The sequence below is a fragment of the Sphingobium sp. TKS genome (genome assembly GCF_001563265.1).
GTDB lineage: Bacteria > Pseudomonadota > Alphaproteobacteria > Sphingomonadales > Sphingomonadaceae > Sphingobium.
The window spans coordinates 4,201,005-4,218,732 of record NZ_CP005083.1 but is presented as its reverse complement, the minus strand read 5'-3'; the positions used below and the strand labels follow the sequence as shown (position 1 = coordinate 4,218,732).

Genomic DNA, 17,728 nt, shown 5'->3' with positions numbered 1-17,728 from the left:
ACGGCGACACTTTATTGCTCCTTAGCACACAGCCGCAACGCTTCGTAGATCGCGCTGACCTTCGTAGCATGGGCAGCTTCGCTGAAGCGGCTGCGCGCATCGGCCTGCGCCGCCAGCGCCATCGGACGGGCGTCACCCAGACCTTCGCAGGCCCGCGCCAGAGCTTCCGCGTCGTCGGGTTCGACCAATATCCCGACGCCTCCCTCCAGCGCTTCGATATTGCCGCCGGAGCGTGCCGCAACGATGGGCGTGCCGACCAGCATCGCCTCCACCAGCGTCCGCCCGAACGGTTCCCCCACGGCGGGCACGACGAGTTGGTCGCAGGCGGCGATCCAGAAGGGGCCGGGCGTGCGATAGCCCATCAACTTCACCCGATCCCCGACGCCTTTTTCCGCAATCCGCCTGCGCAGGGCGACATCCATGACGGGCAGGCGCGCCTCCCCGAACATCAGGCCCATGACGGGACGCCCACTCAACCCCTTCAGCCGCGCGATCATATCGACGAACAGCAAGGGCCGCTTCCGGGGAACGAAGGCGCCGAAATAGCCCAGCAGCAGCGTGTCGGGCGCTACCCCCAATTCGCGGATCAGCGCGTCGCGGGCCTTGGCCCGATCGACCTCCAGGCTGGTGTCGAACGGGCTGTGCACCACCGACGCCCGGTCCCGCGCCGACCAGAGACCCTTGGGCGGCAGCGCAAAGGATGACACCGCCAGAACGCGACTGGCGAGCGCGGGCGCGAGGAGGCGCAGACCCAGCGCTCCGGGATCGCCGCGATGATGCCAGACCAGTTTCGCGCCCGCCATCCGCGCCGCCAGCGCCCAATTGGCGCTGCTCCGCCCGTCATTGACATGGACGATGTCGATCCGGTTGCGCCGCAGGAAGCGCGCCCGTGGCAGCAACCCGGCCAGCGTCCGCCCGAACTTGCGCAGGGTGAAGGCCTCGCCCGGCACGAACAGGCCGTGGGCAGCGGGATCGTCCAACTGCTCATACCCAGCGAAGAAATTGGCGATCATGCCGCCGAGGACTTCGGTGACGACGATCGGCCGGTAGAGCGCCGGGTCGAGATGCTCCATCAGCCCGCGCACCGAAATATGGCTGCCGCCGATACTGTCCCCGGAGAAGGGAAAGCAGATGCGCAGGCGCTTGTCCCCCGCCGCGTCGGCAGAGGTAAGCCGGGGCAAAGGCGCGTTCATCCCGCCCTCCCGTCCATCAGATCGCGGGAGCGCTGGTCGAGGAACTGGCCGAGATTGGCCACGCCGTCCCTATCCCCATCGCCCCAGGGATCGGCCTTGCGCGGATCGGCGCCATGCTGCGCTTCCCAAAGGTCGTCCATGCCGTCGCCATCCGCGTCAGGATAGGGCGTTCCGGGCGCGGGCTCGTCGATGATGCCGGGCTGCTTGACGATATGGCCCTTGCGTTCGCGCACCTGATGGGCGATCCGCCGGTCGAACGGATCGCGGGGGAAGGCGCCGGCGTCGCTCAGCACCGCCTCATAGGCTGCGTCCGCCGGTTCCGCCGCGATGGTGGCGGGGCAGGGGGGCTTATCCACCTCCGCCTCCTTGAGCAGCGGGGAGAGATGCACGAAATCCCCGTCGAAGCGGTTGTCGGCCAGATAGACCCTGGCGACCCCCTTCGATCCCATGACGTTGCGCGCCACGCCGACCGTGTCGGGCCGGGTGTTCTTCCCCGCAATGAAGCTGTTGCCGATCAGCGAGACGGGCACGCCGCCGAAACTCTCCCAGATCTCGGCAAATTCCGACTGGCCGTTATAGAGGATGTTGTTGATCACCTCCGCGCAGGAGCCGGGCGGGAAATTCAGGTCCGGATTGCGGTCGCCATTATGGGCGCAGATATTGCCGATGAAGCTCAGATGCTGCGGCCCCTTGGGATCGCTCGCCAGCAGCGCGCATTTGTCGTGGCGCGGAATCCCTTCGGCAAAGATGCTGTTGCTGATGGTGATCCAGTCATTGTCGCCATAGCCGTTGATCAGTTCGTCCCGCGCCCAGCTTGCGCTCACATGATCGATGATGACCTGGCGGCTGTTTTCGATGGTGAAGCTGTCCTCCGAGCCGCGATGGGTGCCGGTGCGGTCGTTGCGCACGCGGATATGGCGGATGACGATGTCGTGGCTGTTCTTGATCAGGATTGGCGTGCGCCCTACTTCGCCCCCCGCATGGGCGATGACGATGCCGCCGCCCGGCGCCGTCTGCCCGGCTATGGTGAGATAGGGGTTGGCGATCACCGGCGGCCGGGTGGCGAAGCGAATCACCCCGCTCACCCGAAACACGCACACACGCGGCCCTGAAGCGTCGATGCAGGCGCGCAAGGAGCCCGGCCCGCTGTCCGCCAGCGTATCGACGGCGATGACCCGCCCGCCGCGCCCGCCCTTCGCCGCCGCGCCATAGCCGACCGCGCCCGCAAAGGCCGGCTCGCCCTTCACCGGCTGCGCCCGCGATTCGCTGCCCGCGCCCGAACAGCCCGCCATCACGACGGGCAGCAGGACTCCTATCAAAAGCCGCCTCATGACGCGTCCCCGCTGCGCAGCGCATAGCCGTAGCGCCGCAGCAAAGGCCCGCACAAAAAGGCGAAAAGCCGCTGCTTCCAACCCGGCATTTCCCGCTTCCACTTGTCGTCGCCCCGGATGGTGAGCGATTTCTGCATCCGGTGACGGCTGCCCGCGACCTGATGCTGCGGTTCGAAGGGGGCAAGGTCGGCGGCGGGCAGATGCGGCGTTTCCCCGACCAGCGCCACGATCCGCCCGATCTCCCCACGCGGATCGTCCACGAAATCCTCGTAGCGCACGCGAATGCTGCGCCCCGGCCCGACCCGGCGGCACAGCCATTCCGCCGCCAGATTCACCATCGACCATCGCAGCGCCGTGTAGAGCAGCGGTTTGGGCCGCAATTCCCGCTGCACGCCCTTCTCGACGCTCTGTCTGTGCCCCTTCATCAGCGACCAGGCGACGCCGCGCCCGTCGCGCACCACATGCACGACATGCAGGTCGATCCCCGGCATCGCCGCCAACGCAAAGGCCCGCCCCGGCAGTTTTGACGAATCCACTAGGATCGGCCGCCCCGACACCATCGCCATGCCGCGCAGCAATTTCACCGTCCGGCGCCTGTGATCCTGCCATCCCGGCAGCCTGAACAGCCGCCCCGGCGCGACCAGCGCCTCGGTCCATTTCTGCGTCCGGCGATAGCCCGCCAGAAAGCCCTCCGGCTCGCCCTGCGTCCAGCGCGTCACGATTGCTTTCCACTCCGGGCAGTCCCGCACCCGCGCTCCGCAGGCGCAATATTCGTCCTTGTCCCACACATGCCGCGCCAGAGTCGTCACCTCGCCCGCGCCCATGATCGCCGGATGCTCGCCCAGCGCGATGTCGATCAGCGTCGTGCCGCTCCGCCCATAGCCCGCGACATAGATCAGCTTGACCGTGGCCCGTTCCGCGGTGCGGGATGCGGCTTTGACGGTCGGCTCCGTCCTCAAGGGCGTTTCGGCATCGCGCAGGGGCAGGATCGCATCCGTCACCAAGGTCATCCTTGTCGCACGAAGCGCCCTGCCGGTCCGGCGGCGCTCAGGCGCACTTATCCCGTCAGTCCCCCACGCATTTCAACGGATCACAAGGCTGATCCGCCGGCAAATTCGGATAGTCCGGCTGGCTGAAATCGTCTTTCGCCCTGCCCCGAAGGGCGTTTGCGCGCCGCCCGCGCCGGGCGCAGCCTTTCGCCCCGTGACGACTCTCGCCAGCCCTGCCCCCCATGCCCCTTCAGCGACGGCCATTTGGCCCGATATCCTGGCCCATGAGCAGATCTGGGACAGGATCGCCCGCTACTGCCTGCTTATCGCGATTTTCCTCAGCGGCTGGGGTCTGTTGCGGGTTGGGCAGATCAACCTCACCTTTTCCGATTTCTTCTTCCTGATCAGCTTCGCCATTTCCGGCCTGCGCGGGCGGCTCAGCGTCACGCCGTTCCGCTCGCTCACCCCCTTCTGGCTTACGGGCCTGGTCATGATGCTGGGCGGGCTGTTCGTTGGATCGGTGTTCAACGGCGATCCCCTGCGCTGGGTGAACATAGCCCTGCAATATACGGTGGCTTTCCTCTTCATCCCGATCCTGCTGATGCAGCAGGAGGAAAAGACGGTCCGCATCGCCCCGCTGATCTTCATGCTGGGCATCACCTGTTCCGAAGTCATCGGCATCGCCGCCAGCTTCTTCCTCACCTTCCACGATACGCTGCATTGGCTGGGCGACGGCTTCATCACCGGCAATGGCCGCCTCGGATCCATGGCGGGCCAGCCCAATCCCAACGGCGCGGTCGTCGCCTTTTCGCTGCCCATGCTGCTCTATTCGATGCGCCACCGGCTGATCGGCAGCCTTGGCGGTTTCGCCTGCCTGATCCTGCTGCTCTGGGGTCTGATGCTCAGCGCCTCCTTCACTGGCTTCGCCGCTTCGCTGCTGGCGATCTCCACGACGCTGATGCTGATGGGCGTGCGCTATATATTCCGTCTTGGGCTTGTCGCGGGCGTGGCCGCCGGCCTGTTCCTCGCCAGCGGCGCCCCCTTGCCCAAGGCTTTTCAGGAACGCGTCGGCAATGCGGTGGAAAGCGGCGATATCGGGCAGGCCGGCACCTTCATCAACCGGTCCCAGCTTATCGAGGAAGCCTGGGGCTTTGCCGAGGACAACACGATCATCGGCATGGGCGTCGACCGCTATCGCGAACTGTCCGCCTATGACAATCCGGTGCACAATCTCTTCCTGCTGATCTGGAACGAGGGCGGGGCGATCGCCTTTTGTGGCCTCATCATCCTGCTGGCGCTCATCATCCTGCTGGCGGCGAACGGCCTGCGCATCAGCCGTGACAAGGGCGCGATGGCGGCGGCGGTGGTGCTGGTGTTCCTGATCTACACCCTGTCCTATCCGCACATGTATTCGCGCATGTGGGTGATGCCGGTCATGGTCGCGCTCGCCGCCACCTATGCGCAGCGCCGCCCGGTCCAGTCCGACGCCGCCCGGCTGATCTACGCCCGGCCCGTGGGGCCGCAGCCTTTGCCGGAATTTTAGGGACGATCCGATAATCCTCGGTCAAACCGACCCGATCAGCAACGTCACATTGTCCGTGCGCGGATTGCCCGCCCGGCTCTGCCCGTCCCTTTCCACATGCAGCACGCGATGCAGCACATGCCGCACGCCATAAGCCTGCGTCGCCATGCTGCCCGGAAAGACCGCCAGTGTCGCGCGGTCGATCGGCAGGTCGACCCACCGCCCATTGGCAAAGACCTGGGTCAGTATCTGGTCCCGCTGACCACAGAGCGCCGAAAAATAGCGATAGTCGAAATGCGCCCCTTCGATCAGCCTTTGCCCCGGCGCGATGTCCCGGCTGCGGTCGCGGCGCAGCGCCATGCGGTTGATGCCCCGGAGCAGCCGTCCGATGAGGGGCATGTCAGCGAGCAGCCCGTAAAGATCGGACAGCCCGCGCGGGCTGAGCATCCCCGCCGCCTGCCACCGCCTTTCGTCCAGCGCACAGCCCGTTCGTCCCCATCGCCCCAGCGAATTGCGGGCCAAAGCGTCCAGCCGGTCGAAATCGCGCATGCTCTCCTGATATTTCAGCCGCTGCACCACGATCTGGAAATCTCTGGATGGCGCGCCTTCGGGCGCCAGCGCCGCCATCAGCCGCCGGCCGATGGCCCAGCATTGGTCCAGCACCGCCTGACGGGGGGTATAATGGTGCCCCCCCTGCACGAAATAGGCGGGGCAAACGGTGACTTGATTCTTCCGATCGTCCCGCGACAACGCCATTTTCCGCGCAATATAACCGTGCCGTCCCGGCTGGAAATAGAAGAGGTCGCCCAGGCTGGCGGTGATGTCGCCGCTGCCATGATAGTTGCGCGCAATGTCGATCAGCGGCGCTTCCCACGGCATCTGTTCGGCCGAATCCTCCAGCAGCCCGCGCCACAGTTCGGCCACGATCTCCGGACAGCGCACCAGCACCGCCGCATGGCCCGCGCCGAACAGCCGGGCCAGCGAACCCGGCTCCAGATCCTGATATGCCAGTTCCGCGATCATCGGCGCTCCCCTGTGCGGAGCGTTCTTATCCTCGATCAAGTTCGGCACAATGGCGCGGAATGGGCGACCCGGAATAGTCAGACACACATCAGAAATGTCTAGCCAGAGCAGAGGTCTCCCCTTGATCCGAAGGGTTAGCACCTATGCGCATCGGCAAGCCCCGATGCGCTTTTGCTCTCTCCCGCCACAACCCGCACTATCCCCGCGATGAGGGCAGCCCTCACGGCGGGGCGGGCGCGCACGCCGGATGCGACTGGGAGACTATCATGGCTTCTGCACAGCTCACTCTGATCGATGGCGCCGCGGCTGGCGGCGGCGGGGAAAAGCCGCGCGATCTGTCCTTCGAATTGCAGCAAATGTCGGCGCGCCAGATATGGTTCCTGCTGCGCCGGCACATGAAGCTGGTGGCAAGCATCGTCATCGCTTGCGTGGTGGTCGTGCTGATCGTCCAGTTGCAACTGCCCAACCGTTATGAGGCGACCGCGACGGTGCAGGTGGAGCTCAACGATTCGACTGGATCTAACCAGGCCGACGCCACCCGCAATCAGCAGCGCGTCGCCAATGAAGCGCGCATATACCGCTCGCAGGCGCTGGCCGAGCAAGTGGTGCGCGACCTCAATCTCAACCGCAATCCGGCCTTCACCCATAATGTGCCGATGACGGTGCAACAGGCCGCCGCGCAACTTGCCAAGACCACCCGCGTCGCCAGTTCGACCGATTCCGACTTCATCGACATCACCGTCCAGTCGCGCAAGGCGGAACTGGCATCGCGCATCGCCAACCGTTTCGTCGACAGCCTGCAGAAGATGCGCTCGCAGCGGCGCCAGAGCTGGCGCAACGGCCTCAGCACCGCGCTGGACAAGGAAACCGCCCGTCTCGCCCATGAGGTTGAACTGGCCGAGCGCGCCGTCGCTGATTTCCGCCGCCAGCACCTGATGCCGATAGGCGCGGGCAGTGCGGAGGATTATCAGCAGATGAATCGCATCGCCGTGGAAGCCGCGTCCACCGCCGCGATGAGCAGCGCGATGCAGGCGCAGGCCGCCGGCGTCAGCCGGGCCGCCACCCTGCGGACGGTGGCGGGCGCGACTTCACCCGCGCTCGACAATCTGCAGAAGCAATATGACGACCTGATCCGCCAGCGTTCCGAAATCTCCGTCCAGATGGGCGCCAACCATCCGCAAATGCAGGCGCTCTCCGCGCAGATCGCGCAGGTGAGCAAGGCGCTCATCCAGGAACGCGGCGCGGTCGTCACGACCCAGCAGACGAAAAACGACACCGATGCCGGGCGTGAGCGGGCAATGGCGCTGGCGGAGGCGAGCGCGGCCTCGGCCCGGGCAGGGCAACTTCAGTCGAAGCTCAACGCCATGACCGGCGCGGCCTTCCGCAACAATGCCAATCTGGTCGATCTCTCGATCCTCGATCGCCGGGCGGAGGTGGCGCGCCAGGCCTATCTCACCACGGCGCAGCGCGCCCAGACGGTGCAGTCCGAACTGCAGACCACCGGTGTCAACTCCTCCATGGTGTCGGCTGCCGCCGTGCCGCTGCAACCGGTGGCGCCCGCGCCCAAGAAAATGGCGCTGGCCGCCTTTGTCGGCTCCTCGGTGCTGGCCTTCCTGATCGTGCTGGGAATCGAGATGTTCGACAACCGGCTGCGCAGCGGGGACCAGCTCCGCCGCCTCTTCGGCCTGCGGACGCTGGCGATGCTGCCGAAGCTGGAGGAGTCGATCGGCACCACGATCGAGGACAATCCGGTGACCACTCAGCCGCAGTCGCTCTTCACCGAAGTCGCCCGCAACCTCGCCAGCGAGATCGGGGAACTGCCGCATCAGGGCACCAGCCAGCGGGTGCTGGTCACATCGCCGCTGCCGGGCGACGGCAAGTCCAGCGTCGCGCTGACTCTGGCCGCCGCCGCCGCCTCCATGGGCCGCCGCGCCATCGTGGTCGATCTGGACCTGCGCCGCCCCGGCCCCAGCATATTGCGTTCGATCCAGGACAGTTCCGACACGCCTGACCTCATCGAAGTGCTGACCCATGCAGGCGAAAGCCGCAGGCTCATTCCCCAGGCCGAACGTCATGTGGAGCATGACGCGGCTGAGGGCGCGGCGCCGACCGCTTTGATGCCCGTCGTGCTCAGCACCCGCGAACAGATCCGCAATCCGGCCGCCGTGGTGCAGGGCTGGCAGGTCGGCCGGTTGCTCGACGATCTGCGCGACCGCTTCGATCTGATCGTCATCAACGCGCCCGCCATTCTCGCCGTGCGCGATGCGCGGACGCTTTCGACATTGGCAGACTCGACCCTGATGGTCGTGCGTTGGGGGCATACGACGGTCGAACAATTGCGCGCCTCGCTCCAGATGGTGAACAATCAGGTGGTCGGAGCCGTGTTCAATCAGGTCGATTATGAGGACCATGCCCGTCGCGGCTATGGCGATGCCGTCCAGTTCTACATGGGGTCGGCCGCTTATTATTCCGACAGCTTCCCGGTCCGGCAGAGCTGGGTGAACCGGGTCCGCCACGCCTTCACGCGCAAAGCCGCGTGAGCCCGCCGCCTTTGCAGCAGGCGGTTTCGCCTTCTGTTCGTTTCGAAAGCGCAATAGTGAAAGAGGATGCGCCCCGTCTCAATTTGTTGATTCTCGACGGAAGCCCGCTTCGCCGTGCCTGCATCGCCGTCGCGCTGGAGACGGCGGGCACCCGGATATTGCAGCAATCCAGCCTCGACCAGCCCGAAGGGGGCGTTCCGCCCGACATCATCCTGTTCCAGACCGGCGATTCCGAACTGGAAAGCGCTGCCCTGCCGTTGCACATCGCTCAGGCGAAGCGGCTATGGCCCACCGCCTCGGTCCTTGTGGTTGCCGACCATGGCAATGAAGCGCTGATGCAGACCGCCATCGCGGCCGGGGCGCAGGCTCTGCTGCGCTCCAGCACCGATATCGCCACCATGCAGCGCGTGCTTTTCCTGCTCAGGGAGGGGTTGGCGGTCTATCCCGCTCCCCTCGCCGCAGCCTTGCGCGCGCGCCTGCAAGGTGCCCCGGATGGCCTCAGCGAACGGATCGCGCTGGCGGTGGACAAGTCCAAGCTGCTGACCAAACGGCAACGCGATGTGCTGCGCCTGCTCGCTCAGGGCGCCTCGAACAAGGACATCGCCCAGGGGCTGAACATCAGCGAAAGCACGGTGAAGGTCCATGTCCGGGCGATCATGGCGGTGAACGGCGCGTCCAACCGTACCCAGATCGTCGCGCATCTGTTGAAAGGCGGCAGCGAGGATTAGCGGAGCGGGGAACTGCCATTCAAATTTGGCATCTGCAAATGGTCCATTTCCATCCCGTCTTATACGCGCGCCACCACCGGCCGAACCCTGGCCCGCCGTAACCAGCTCACATCCAGCAGCACCGCCGTCACCACGCCCAACACGACATGAGCGATATTCCCGCCGATAGGTCCGTAGCGCGGCACGGCATAGGCTGCGACCGCCACGAACAGCGCCGTGCCGAAGCCGGAGATCGTAAGCACCTTCCAGCTCTGGTTCATTGCCAGCATGGCCGATCGCGACGGCGCGGCATGCAGCATCAGGATCACCGCCACCAATTGGGTCAGCAGCAGGACATAGGTTTCCGAATAGGCCACGCCCGGTCCCACCCGAATGAGCAGCGGCCCGAACAACCAGGCGCCCGCCAGCATCGCAAAGCCCACCCCCGCCAGCGCTATCTGCACCTGCAGCGTGGCCGTCCGGAAATTGCGGATATTGCCGTTCGCCCACATCCGCGCGACGTCGGGATAGACCACGGCCTGCACCTGCGCGCCGACCTGTGTCGCGACCTTGGCGATGCGCTTGGCGAGATAATAGACCCCCGCCGCCGAACTCCCCGCCACCGCGCCGACGAACAGCGAGTCCGCTTCCGTCGTGATGACGCGCAGGGTCAGCGACAGGTTGGTCGAGCAGGCGAAGCCGAAAAAGCCGGGGAAATCCTTCACCAGCCCCTTCAGCCGGGCATGAAACGGATTGGGTATCCCCATCTGCCGCAGGGCGCGGAAGCCGACCCAGAAGACCAGCACGGACCCCAGCGCCTGCGATGCCGTCCAGGCGAGCATGAAGCCGATCACCCCCGCATGAGTGACCATGCAGAGGAAGGCGAGCAGGATGCGCAACACATTGCCCGCGACCTGCGCATAGGCCAGCATCTTGAACTGGCCGGACAGGCGCAGCGCGGCGGTCGGCACGCCCGCGATGTTGAACAAGGTCGCGACCGAATAGATCGCCACCAGTTCCACATGAAGGGGCTTCAGGCCAAAGAGCGGTCCGAACAGCAATGCCAGGCCGATCGCGCTGACGGCGGCCAGCGCCGCCGCGCCGATATCCAGCATCAGGCCGTAGCAGTAAAGTCGTTGCAAGCGCCGGGGCGAACCCTTCGCTTCTTCCTCCACGGCGAACCGGATCAGCGGCTGCCAGGATTCGAAGCGCAGGATTCGCTCGACGACGCGATTATAGGACAGGACCAGCACCATGACGCCATAGGTCGCCGGTCCCAGGGATCGGGCCGCCATCGCCACGCTGACCAGCATGATCAGCGCATTGAGGAAATTGCCCGACAGCAAATGTCCCACCGCGATCAGCCGGCCGCGGGTTCCCTTGATCAGGAAATCCCCGAACCGGCCGCGCAGCATCGGCAAGGCACGTGCGGTCAGCACGCCCTTGATATCATATGCCATGACGATCCCCCCTGGGGACGTGAAGATCAGACGCGGCTTGCGACGCCGGCCAATTCCAGAACCGGCAATCGCGCCGGGTGGGGGATGGCGACGGGCAGTTCGGGTTCGACCTCCGCCACGCGTCCGCGCATACCGTGATTGGCCGCCCAGATCGCCGCCTGGGTCCGGTTCTTGACGCGCAGCTTGCGCAGCACGGCCTTCACATGGACCTTCACGGTCGCCTCGCTGATGTCCATCCGCTTGGAAATGACCTTGTTCGGGCATCCCATGATCAGCCAGCGCAGGATTTCCAGTTCCCGGTCGGACAGGCAGGCCGCATCGACCGGGCGTTCGACTTCCATCGCGTCGGTCAGGCTTGGCCGCGATTGCAGTTCGTCCGCCAGTTGCGGCGGAAGTACGCGTTCGCCCATGGCCACCAGCCGCAGAGTCGCCACCAGCCTGTCGCAGGAAATTTCCTTGACGATATAAGCTAGCGCTCCCAGCCGGAACGCCTTCAACATGATCTGGAAATCAAATCTGTCCGACAGCAGGACAAGATAGGAACAGGGAAAACGTTTTTGCAGAATCGAGAGCGTCTCGACGTCGATCGCTTCGGTTCCATCGTCGATCAACAACAGGGATGGTCCCGTATCCTCTTCCGGCACCTCTACTTGCTGAAGCACCGTAGTGACATTCGGATATTGGGTTACGCGGAAATCCCTTTCCATCAGGATGCGGCTAAGCCCCTCCCGAACGATCGCATTACCGCACAACAGACGCACATTAACTGGGTAAGACATTGGGTGGTCCCCTCATGATCTCTTCCACCTCCGTAAGCAGGCCCCAAACGGAATGTAGAAGACCAGTAATCAAATGCCTGTAGTGCGACCCTTTCTTTTTCTTTCAACAACTTATCAGTACCATATTTTTGCCGCGAGAGTCCCGGAATGTACAATGGAAATTTTGAGTGCACGCAATAGCGCGTTAACGCACTGTTAATTTTCCGAATTTTTCTTGGGTCTGATGGGAGATGCTGCGGTTGCAACAGCCAAAATTACAACTTTGGTGGTATTTCAAACGGTGTAGTCATGGCAGAATCGCGCTGATTCATCGCCCAGGCGATTCGCTGGCGAGTTAACACAGGTTAATGAATTTGTCGAACCAGAACAAAGGCTTCGGCAGCGTAACGATAGGCCGTCGCGCCCCTCAGCGTCGCCAGGGCGCGGATGGCCTCGACCGATCGTTCGTCGGGCTGGGGCTTCACCTGGCTCTGGAAGGCCTGGAAGGCGGCGACCTTCCGTTCCAGGGTTTCGCTGATGTCCACGAACATGTTGGGAATGAACGCCGGGGTCACGCCGGGCGCCAGCCAGTTGGTTTCCGACAGCGTCTCATAGGCCAGGACGCAGCCGGGACCGCCGCTGCCGCGGGGCCGCGCATAGACTAATGCGGCATTGAAGACGATCTGGTGGTCCAGATGAATGTCACCAATGAAGGGGATCAGCAGCAGGTCGGGCTCGATCCGCGACAGAGCCGATGACAAGGCTTGATTGAGGTCGCTCCGCCTGATCTGGTCCAGCCCGGCGGCGGGGAAATCCAGGAATTGCGTGTCGGCCACGCCGATAATGCCATGGGCACGCAAGGTTTCCGCGCGAATCCGCCCCACCAGTTCTTCCTCGAAAAGGGGCGGTTGGCCGCGGGTGACGACGACCACATGCACCTCCGCGCCCGCCGCCGCGGCCCGCGCCATGGTGCCGCCGCATCCCAATATCTCGTCGTCTGGATGGGGGGCGACCACCGCGATTCGGCGGGCGTTGAAAGGCAGTGGCATGGGCTTAGTCCCCTAAAATGGCGTGGAGTTTCGGCGGCTTGTCGAGGCCGCTCCATTGGGTGACGGTCAGCGCGGTCGCCTGGCCGCAATATAGGGTGAAGCTCTCCGCCGTCCGCGCGATCACCTGCCCGGCGGAGGCGGCATGGCGTTCTCCGACGTCCGACAACGCCGCCTCCCAGATGTGGAGATCCGCACCGCTCGACCGGGTAAAGGCTCCCGGATAGGGATGGCCCGTCGCCCGGATCAGCCGCAGCACGTCCGCAGCGGATTGCCGCCAGTCGATCAGCCCGTCCATCGGCGTCCGCCGCGCCGCCCAGGTCGCACAGCTTTCGTCCTGGACCATGCGCGGCATCTCCCCCGCCGCGATCCGCCCCAGCGATCGGTCGAGCATGATCGCCAGTGCCCGCATATGCTTGGCATAGAGCGTCGCCGCCGTTTCCATCGGCGCGACATGGAAATATTGCTGGTCGAGTATGGCGCCCGTATCCGTGCCCGCATCGATCCAGAACAGCGTCCCGGCCGTGATCGGCTCCTGTTGCAGGATCGTCCAGGGAATGGCGGCGCGTCCGCGCAGCCGGGGCAGGGCGGCGGGATGATAGCCAACGACCCGGTCAAGGAAGAGATCACGAAAGGCCTGCCCGCAAATCTGCGACCAGCCCATGACGAAGGCGATGTCGGCGCCCATGTCTCCGATGGCGGACAGGGTTTCCTCCCGGTTGATATTGTCCACATGGATGACCGGGCAGCCTTGTTCCCGCGCCGCCGGCTCCAGGTCGACAAAATCCGAATGCCGGTCGGCCAGGGCGGGATCGAGCGTGACGACGGCGGCGATCTCCCATCCGGGATGCCGGGCGATCGCGTCGAGAGCGATCCGGGTGGTTTCAACTGCCCCAATGAGGAGGGCGCGCTTCGTCGGCATGCCAGTCGATCCTTTTTTCGCCCCTGGTTACGACCAGCAGCGTGCGGGCGATGATCTGCGCGTCTAAGCGGTGGCTGCGATGGCGCACATACCAGAGGTCAAAGCGCAGCTTTTCCTCCACCGTCAGCAGCGTGTTGCCGCTGACCTGGGCCAAGCCGGTGAGGCCGGGACGCACTCGCCCCCGTTCCACGCCGTCGCGTCCCATGGCGCTGATGCTATGCGGCAATAGCGGGCGGGGGCCGACGAAATCCATGTCGCCGCGCGCGATGTTGATCAGTTCGGGCAGCTCATCCAGCCGCGACCGGCGAAGGAACTGTCCCAGCGCCGTGATCCTGTGCGCGTCGGGCAGCAAGCCCCCCTGAGCGTCGTGCAGCTCTCGCATGCTGCGGAACTTGATCATGGCAAAGGGCGACCCTCCCAGGCCGCTTCGGACCTGGCGGAACAGCACCGGCCGTCCCAGGCCGAGCAGCACCAACGCCGACAGCAGCAGCAAAAGGGGGGAGAGCAGGGCGAGGAGGCCGATCGCCAGCAAACCCGCCGGGCGGAGACAGGCGATCATGCGCGCTCCGCCACCAGCAGGGCGGGCGAAGGCGCCGCAATGGAGGTCGGCATGGCGGTGCCGCGCAATTGCATGACATCCAGCATCATTGCGTTCACCTTGTCGACGTCATAGATGTCGACCGCTATTTGCCGCGCTGCTTTGGCCATGGCGGTCAGGCGCAGCGGATCGGTGATCAACCGCTCCATCGCGGCGGCCAGCGCAGGCCCGTCGCGCGGCGGCACCAGCAGGCCGTTGACCCCGTCGCGAATCGGCTCGCGGCAGCCCGGCATGTCGGTGGTGATCACCGGCCGCCCGATCGCCAGCGCCTCCAATATCGTACGCGGCAGCCCCTCGCGATAGAAGGAAGGCAACACGAAGGCATGGGTCGACGCGATGAAGGGCCGCACGTCGCGGGTTTCGGGCAGGAACTCGATCAGCCCGGCCTCGCGCCATTGCTCCAGATCGGCGGCGGTATAGCCGGTCGGATTCTCGGTCTCGGGCCGGGTCAGCAGCAGGAAGCGCACGTCCGGGTATCGCGTGCGGATGATCCGCGCCGCCTCCACATATTCGCCCACGCCCTTGTCGCGCATCAGGCGGCCCATCATCAGGAAGGTGAAAGAACCTTGGGGCAGCGCCTGCTCGGCAAAGTGCCGGACGTCGATCCCTGAGCCGGGCACCTGCATCACTCTCTGTCCGGCTGAGACGATCCCGCTGTCGCGCATGAGGCGATGATCGTCGCCATTGAACACGAAGATGCACCGCGCCCTGGCGATGCCGGTCCGGTAGAGCCGCGACACGATGGTCCGCAGCCAGCGGCGGCTGTCTGCCTCCTCACTGAAGACATAGCCAAGGCCGCTCATGATCGCGAAATAGCGCGCCTGGCTCCAAAGCCGCGCCGCCAGGCCGCCATAGATGATCGGCTTTTGCGTATAAGCAACGACCACATCGGGTCGTTCGCTGCGCATCAGGCGGCGGTAATGGAGCAGGGTGCGGGCGTCGTGCAGCGGGTTGGTGCCCGCCCGCGCCATCGGCGTCCGACAGAAGCGCACCCCCATATCCGCCAGCCTTGCCAGCACCTCCGGCTCTTCGTCGGGGGCGCAGGCGACGACCTCATGCCCTTCTTCGATCATCCGGGCGATCAGCGCCCCGCGGAAATTGATCAGCGACCAGGACAGGCTGGAAAGGATCACGACTTTCATTGTGCACTGCTTTCCCTGTTGCTCTGTCCCGATTGATTTGATCGCGCCTTCATCGCACCAAGTCCTGGACCGGAGGTATCACAGGCAGCGCCGCGCCCTGGCGGTGCATCGGTAGATTACCCCTTTGAGGCAGAACCGCCGCCCTGGCACGCTCCCGGGCACCATCGCGCCCGCATCTAGCCCCAATGGGCGCGCAGCCGCGCCGGACGGGTCGCGCATGGGATAAAGGATAGTGTCCGGTCGACCGATTACCGGGAAGCACCTGTTTCGATAGCCTTATCCCTACCGTCGGTTGCGGCGGGACTGCGGGGTGACGCCTCCAGGCAACCCTCTTCCCCGCAACCGGCGGACCAAGGGATCGGAGACAAGCGGATGCCGAATATCGCACCAGCCGGGCAGGACGGAACGCAAGCCATCGCGCAGACGTCGCTCCTGCGACTGGATGCCGCCGTCCGCGCTTTCGCGGCGGGGGGGGCGACGCGATTCCAGGCGATCAGGCTGGCCATCATCCTGTTGCTGGACGCGCTGATCATGCTGGGCAGCTTCATGCTCTCGCGCCTGATCCTGTCCGACCTGCCCATGCCGCAGACGCTGTTCGACCCATGGTTCATGGGCCTGTTCGTCGGCGCCAACCTGACCGTGCTGTTCGTCATCGGCACCTATCGGCAGAGCTGGCGTTTCCTGTCGATCGGGGACGCGCTGTCGCTGGCGGTCAGCCTGCTCGCCAGCAGTTGGCTCATCTGGATGATGACCGCCGGGCTGATCGCGCCGCAGAAGATGATGCGCGGCGTGATGACCGTCTTCCTGACGGTTGACGTGCCGCTGACCGTCGCGGCGCTGCTGGCGGCGCGCGCGCTCCGCCGGCTGTTCTTCAAACATGTCCGCTCCGCCCGCCTGCGCCGGACCGTGCAGGCCCGCCGCCGCATATTGCTGTTGGGCGAGCTCGACTGGGCGCGGGTTATGGCGGACCTAGTCCCCACCGATGCCGGTTCGGGACTGGAAATCGTCGGCGTCATTTCCTTCGATGGGCATGATCGGCGGTTGCAGGTCGGCGGCCTGCCGATATTGGGATCGCCGGAGATGCTGCCCCGGATCGTCGCGGACCTCGACCGGGCGGGAAAGCGCCCGGTCAGCCTGGTGGTGCAGGAAAGCAGCGAGCGGCTCGACCGGCAGCAGATATTGCGCATCGCCAGCCTGGCGGAGCAGGAAAATCTGGTCGTCTCGCGTTTCCGCAATCCCTGGACCAGCGCTCAGTCTCTGGACGGCGACCGCATGGCGATCGAGAAGATGCCGCTGGCCGAACTGCTCGGGCGGCCGGAAATCACGGTCCAGCACAGCTATCTGGAGCGCGTCGTCACCGGCGCGCGGATCATGGTGACAGGGGCGGGGGGGACGATCGGCGGCGAACTGGTGCGCCAGCTCGCTTATTATGCGCCGGTCGAGATTGTGCTGCTCGATCACAGCGAATTTAATCTCTACGCGATCGAAATGGAGGCGCGGGAGAAATTCCCCCATGTCCGCTTCCACGCCGAACTCTGCTCGATCCGCCAGCGTCCCGCGCTCTGGCAGGTGTTCGAGCGGCGGCGGCCGGAGATCGTGTTCCACGCCGCCGCGCTCAAGCATGTGCCGATGGTGGAGGCCAATCCCTGTGCCGGGGTGCATACGAACGTGTTGGGCACCCGCAATGTGGCCGATGCCGTCTGCGAGTTTGAGGCGCGGGCGATGATCCAGATCTCCACCGACAAGGCGGTGAACCCCGTTGGCCTGATGGGCGCGACCAAGCGGCTGGGCGAACTCTATTGTCAGGCGCTCGACCTGATCGGCAGTTGCGATCCGGACAGCCCGCGTTTCTTGACCGTGCGCTTCGGCAATGTGCTGGGGTCGAGCGGATCGCTGATCCCGCTGTTCCAGCAGCAACTGGCGAACGGCAAACCGCTGACCGTCACCCATCCGGATATCGAACGCTTCTTCATGACGGTGCAGGAGGCGGTGCTGCTGATCCTCCAAAGCAGCGCCCGCGCGCTGGAGACGGATTCGGAACGCGGCACCATCTTCGTCCTCGACATGGGCGAGCCGGTGAAGATCGTGGAGATCGCCCGCCGGGTCATCCGCATGGCGGGGCTGCGCCCGGACATCGACGTGCCGATCAGGTTCATCGGCCTGCGCCCCGGCGAAAAGCTGTTCGAGGAGCTGTTCGACAGCAGTGAGGACAAGATCGAAAGCGCCATTCCCGGCATTTTCGAGGCCATGCCCTCGCCCATTCCGCTGGAAATGCTGGTGGAGGGCTTCGGTCAGCTCGCCCGGCTGATCGCGGCGGGCGATTCGGACGAGCTGATCCGGCTGGCCCATGAGATGGTTGCTGCCTCGGCCAGCTCACGCTGGGCGGAGATATTGCGGCGTCTGGCGGCCGAAAGCGCCGACACGCTGTTCATGATGCCGCACCCCGCCGAGATTCCCGCTGCCTTGCAGACCCATTTGCCGCGCGACGTCGCCTGAC

Annotated in this window: 14 protein-coding genes; 4 read left to right on the top strand and 10 right to left on the bottom strand. The window is 65.2% G+C overall.

The window, feature by feature from the left end:
- Nucleotides 1–11 precede the first annotated feature (11 nt).
- The 3 genes from K426_RS20880 to K426_RS20870 are packed head-to-tail and all read right to left on the bottom strand — an operon-like array spanning nt 12 to nt 3,534.
- Nucleotides 12–1,193, bottom strand: coding sequence for a glycosyltransferase family 4 protein (locus K426_RS20880; protein ID WP_066561128.1), 1,182 nt, complete (start codon nt 1,191–1,193; stop codon nt 12–14).
- Nucleotides 1,190–2,524 (bottom strand): pectate lyase family protein, encoded by a 1,335-nt coding sequence (locus K426_RS20875; RefSeq protein ID WP_066561126.1) that lies wholly within the window; start codon nt 2,522–2,524, stop codon nt 1,190–1,192. The genes K426_RS20880 and K426_RS20875 overlap by 4 nt, the downstream gene beginning before the upstream one ends.
- A complete protein-coding gene (locus tag K426_RS20870) occupies nt 2,521–3,534 on the bottom strand; it encodes a sulfotransferase family protein (protein ID WP_206377504.1) in 1,014 nt (337 codons plus the stop codon). The genes K426_RS20875 and K426_RS20870 overlap by 4 nt, the downstream gene beginning before the upstream one ends.
- 193 nt (nt 3,535–3,727) lie before the next feature.
- Here K426_RS20870 and K426_RS20865 point away from each other — a divergent pair, with 193 nt between their 5' ends.
- Nucleotides 3,728–5,056 carry an O-antigen ligase family protein gene (locus tag K426_RS20865; RefSeq protein WP_066561125.1) on the top strand — a complete coding sequence of 443 codons (1,329 nt, stop codon included), beginning with the start codon at nt 3,728–3,730 and terminating at the stop codon, nt 5,054–5,056.
- 21 nt (nt 5,057–5,077) lie between these two features.
- On the opposite strand, the gene K426_RS20860 is transcribed toward K426_RS20865, so the two are convergent.
- Nucleotides 5,078–6,058: a 2OG-Fe(II) oxygenase family protein gene (locus K426_RS20860; protein ID WP_066561122.1), complete on the bottom strand. Its 981-nt coding sequence runs from the start codon at nt 6,056–6,058 to the stop codon at nt 5,078–5,080.
- A 266-nt stretch (nt 6,059–6,324) separates the two neighbouring features.
- Between K426_RS20860 and K426_RS20855 the strand changes: the two genes are divergently transcribed.
- Together K426_RS20855 and K426_RS20850 are read left to right on the top strand one after the other, a co-directional pair.
- Nucleotides 6,325–8,598, top strand: coding sequence for a GumC family protein (locus K426_RS20855; protein ID WP_066562095.1), 2,274 nt, complete (start codon nt 6,325–6,327; stop codon nt 8,596–8,598).
- Between the two features lie 56 nt (nt 8,599–8,654).
- A complete protein-coding gene (locus K426_RS20850; protein WP_066562097.1) occupies nt 8,655–9,326 on the top strand; it encodes a helix-turn-helix transcriptional regulator in 672 nt (223 codons plus the stop codon).
- A gap of 59 nt (nt 9,327–9,385) precedes the next feature.
- Here the strand turns inward: K426_RS20850 and K426_RS20845 are convergent, their stop codons facing one another.
- From K426_RS20845 to K426_RS20820, 6 genes are all read right to left on the bottom strand, one after another.
- Nucleotides 9,386–10,765 (bottom strand): lipopolysaccharide biosynthesis protein, encoded by a 1,380-nt coding sequence (locus K426_RS20845; RefSeq protein ID WP_066561120.1) that lies wholly within the window; start codon nt 10,763–10,765, stop codon nt 9,386–9,388.
- 26 nt (nt 10,766–10,791) lie between these two features.
- On the bottom strand, nt 10,792–11,544 hold the full coding sequence (locus tag K426_RS20840; RefSeq protein WP_066561118.1) for a LuxR C-terminal-related transcriptional regulator: 753 nt from the start codon (nt 11,542–11,544) through the stop codon (nt 10,792–10,794).
- 344 nt (nt 11,545–11,888) lie between these two features.
- A complete protein-coding gene (locus tag K426_RS20835; RefSeq protein WP_066561117.1) occupies nt 11,889–12,572 on the bottom strand; it encodes a PIG-L deacetylase family protein in 684 nt (227 codons plus the stop codon).
- 4 nt (nt 12,573–12,576) lie between these two features.
- The gene (locus K426_RS20830) at nt 12,577–13,491 is read right to left on the bottom strand and encodes a formyltransferase family protein (protein WP_066561116.1); all 915 of its coding nucleotides are present in this window, start codon (nt 13,489–13,491) and stop codon (nt 12,577–12,579) included.
- Nucleotides 13,454–14,050: a sugar transferase gene (locus K426_RS20825; RefSeq protein ID WP_066561115.1), complete on the bottom strand. Its 597-nt coding sequence runs from the start codon at nt 14,048–14,050 to the stop codon at nt 13,454–13,456. The genes K426_RS20830 and K426_RS20825 overlap by 38 nt, the downstream gene beginning before the upstream one ends.
- Nucleotides 14,047–15,231 carry a glycosyltransferase family 4 protein gene (locus K426_RS20820; RefSeq protein ID WP_066561113.1) on the bottom strand — a complete coding sequence of 395 codons (1,185 nt, stop codon included), beginning with the start codon at nt 15,229–15,231 and terminating at the stop codon, nt 14,047–14,049. The genes K426_RS20825 and K426_RS20820 overlap by 4 nt, the downstream gene beginning before the upstream one ends.
- Nucleotides 15,232–15,603: 372 nt before the next feature.
- Between K426_RS20820 and K426_RS20815 the strand changes: the two genes are divergently transcribed.
- Nucleotides 15,604–17,727, top strand: coding sequence for a polysaccharide biosynthesis protein (locus K426_RS20815; protein ID WP_066561111.1), 2,124 nt, complete (start codon nt 15,604–15,606; stop codon nt 17,725–17,727).
- Nucleotide 17,728 lies beyond the last annotated feature (1 nt).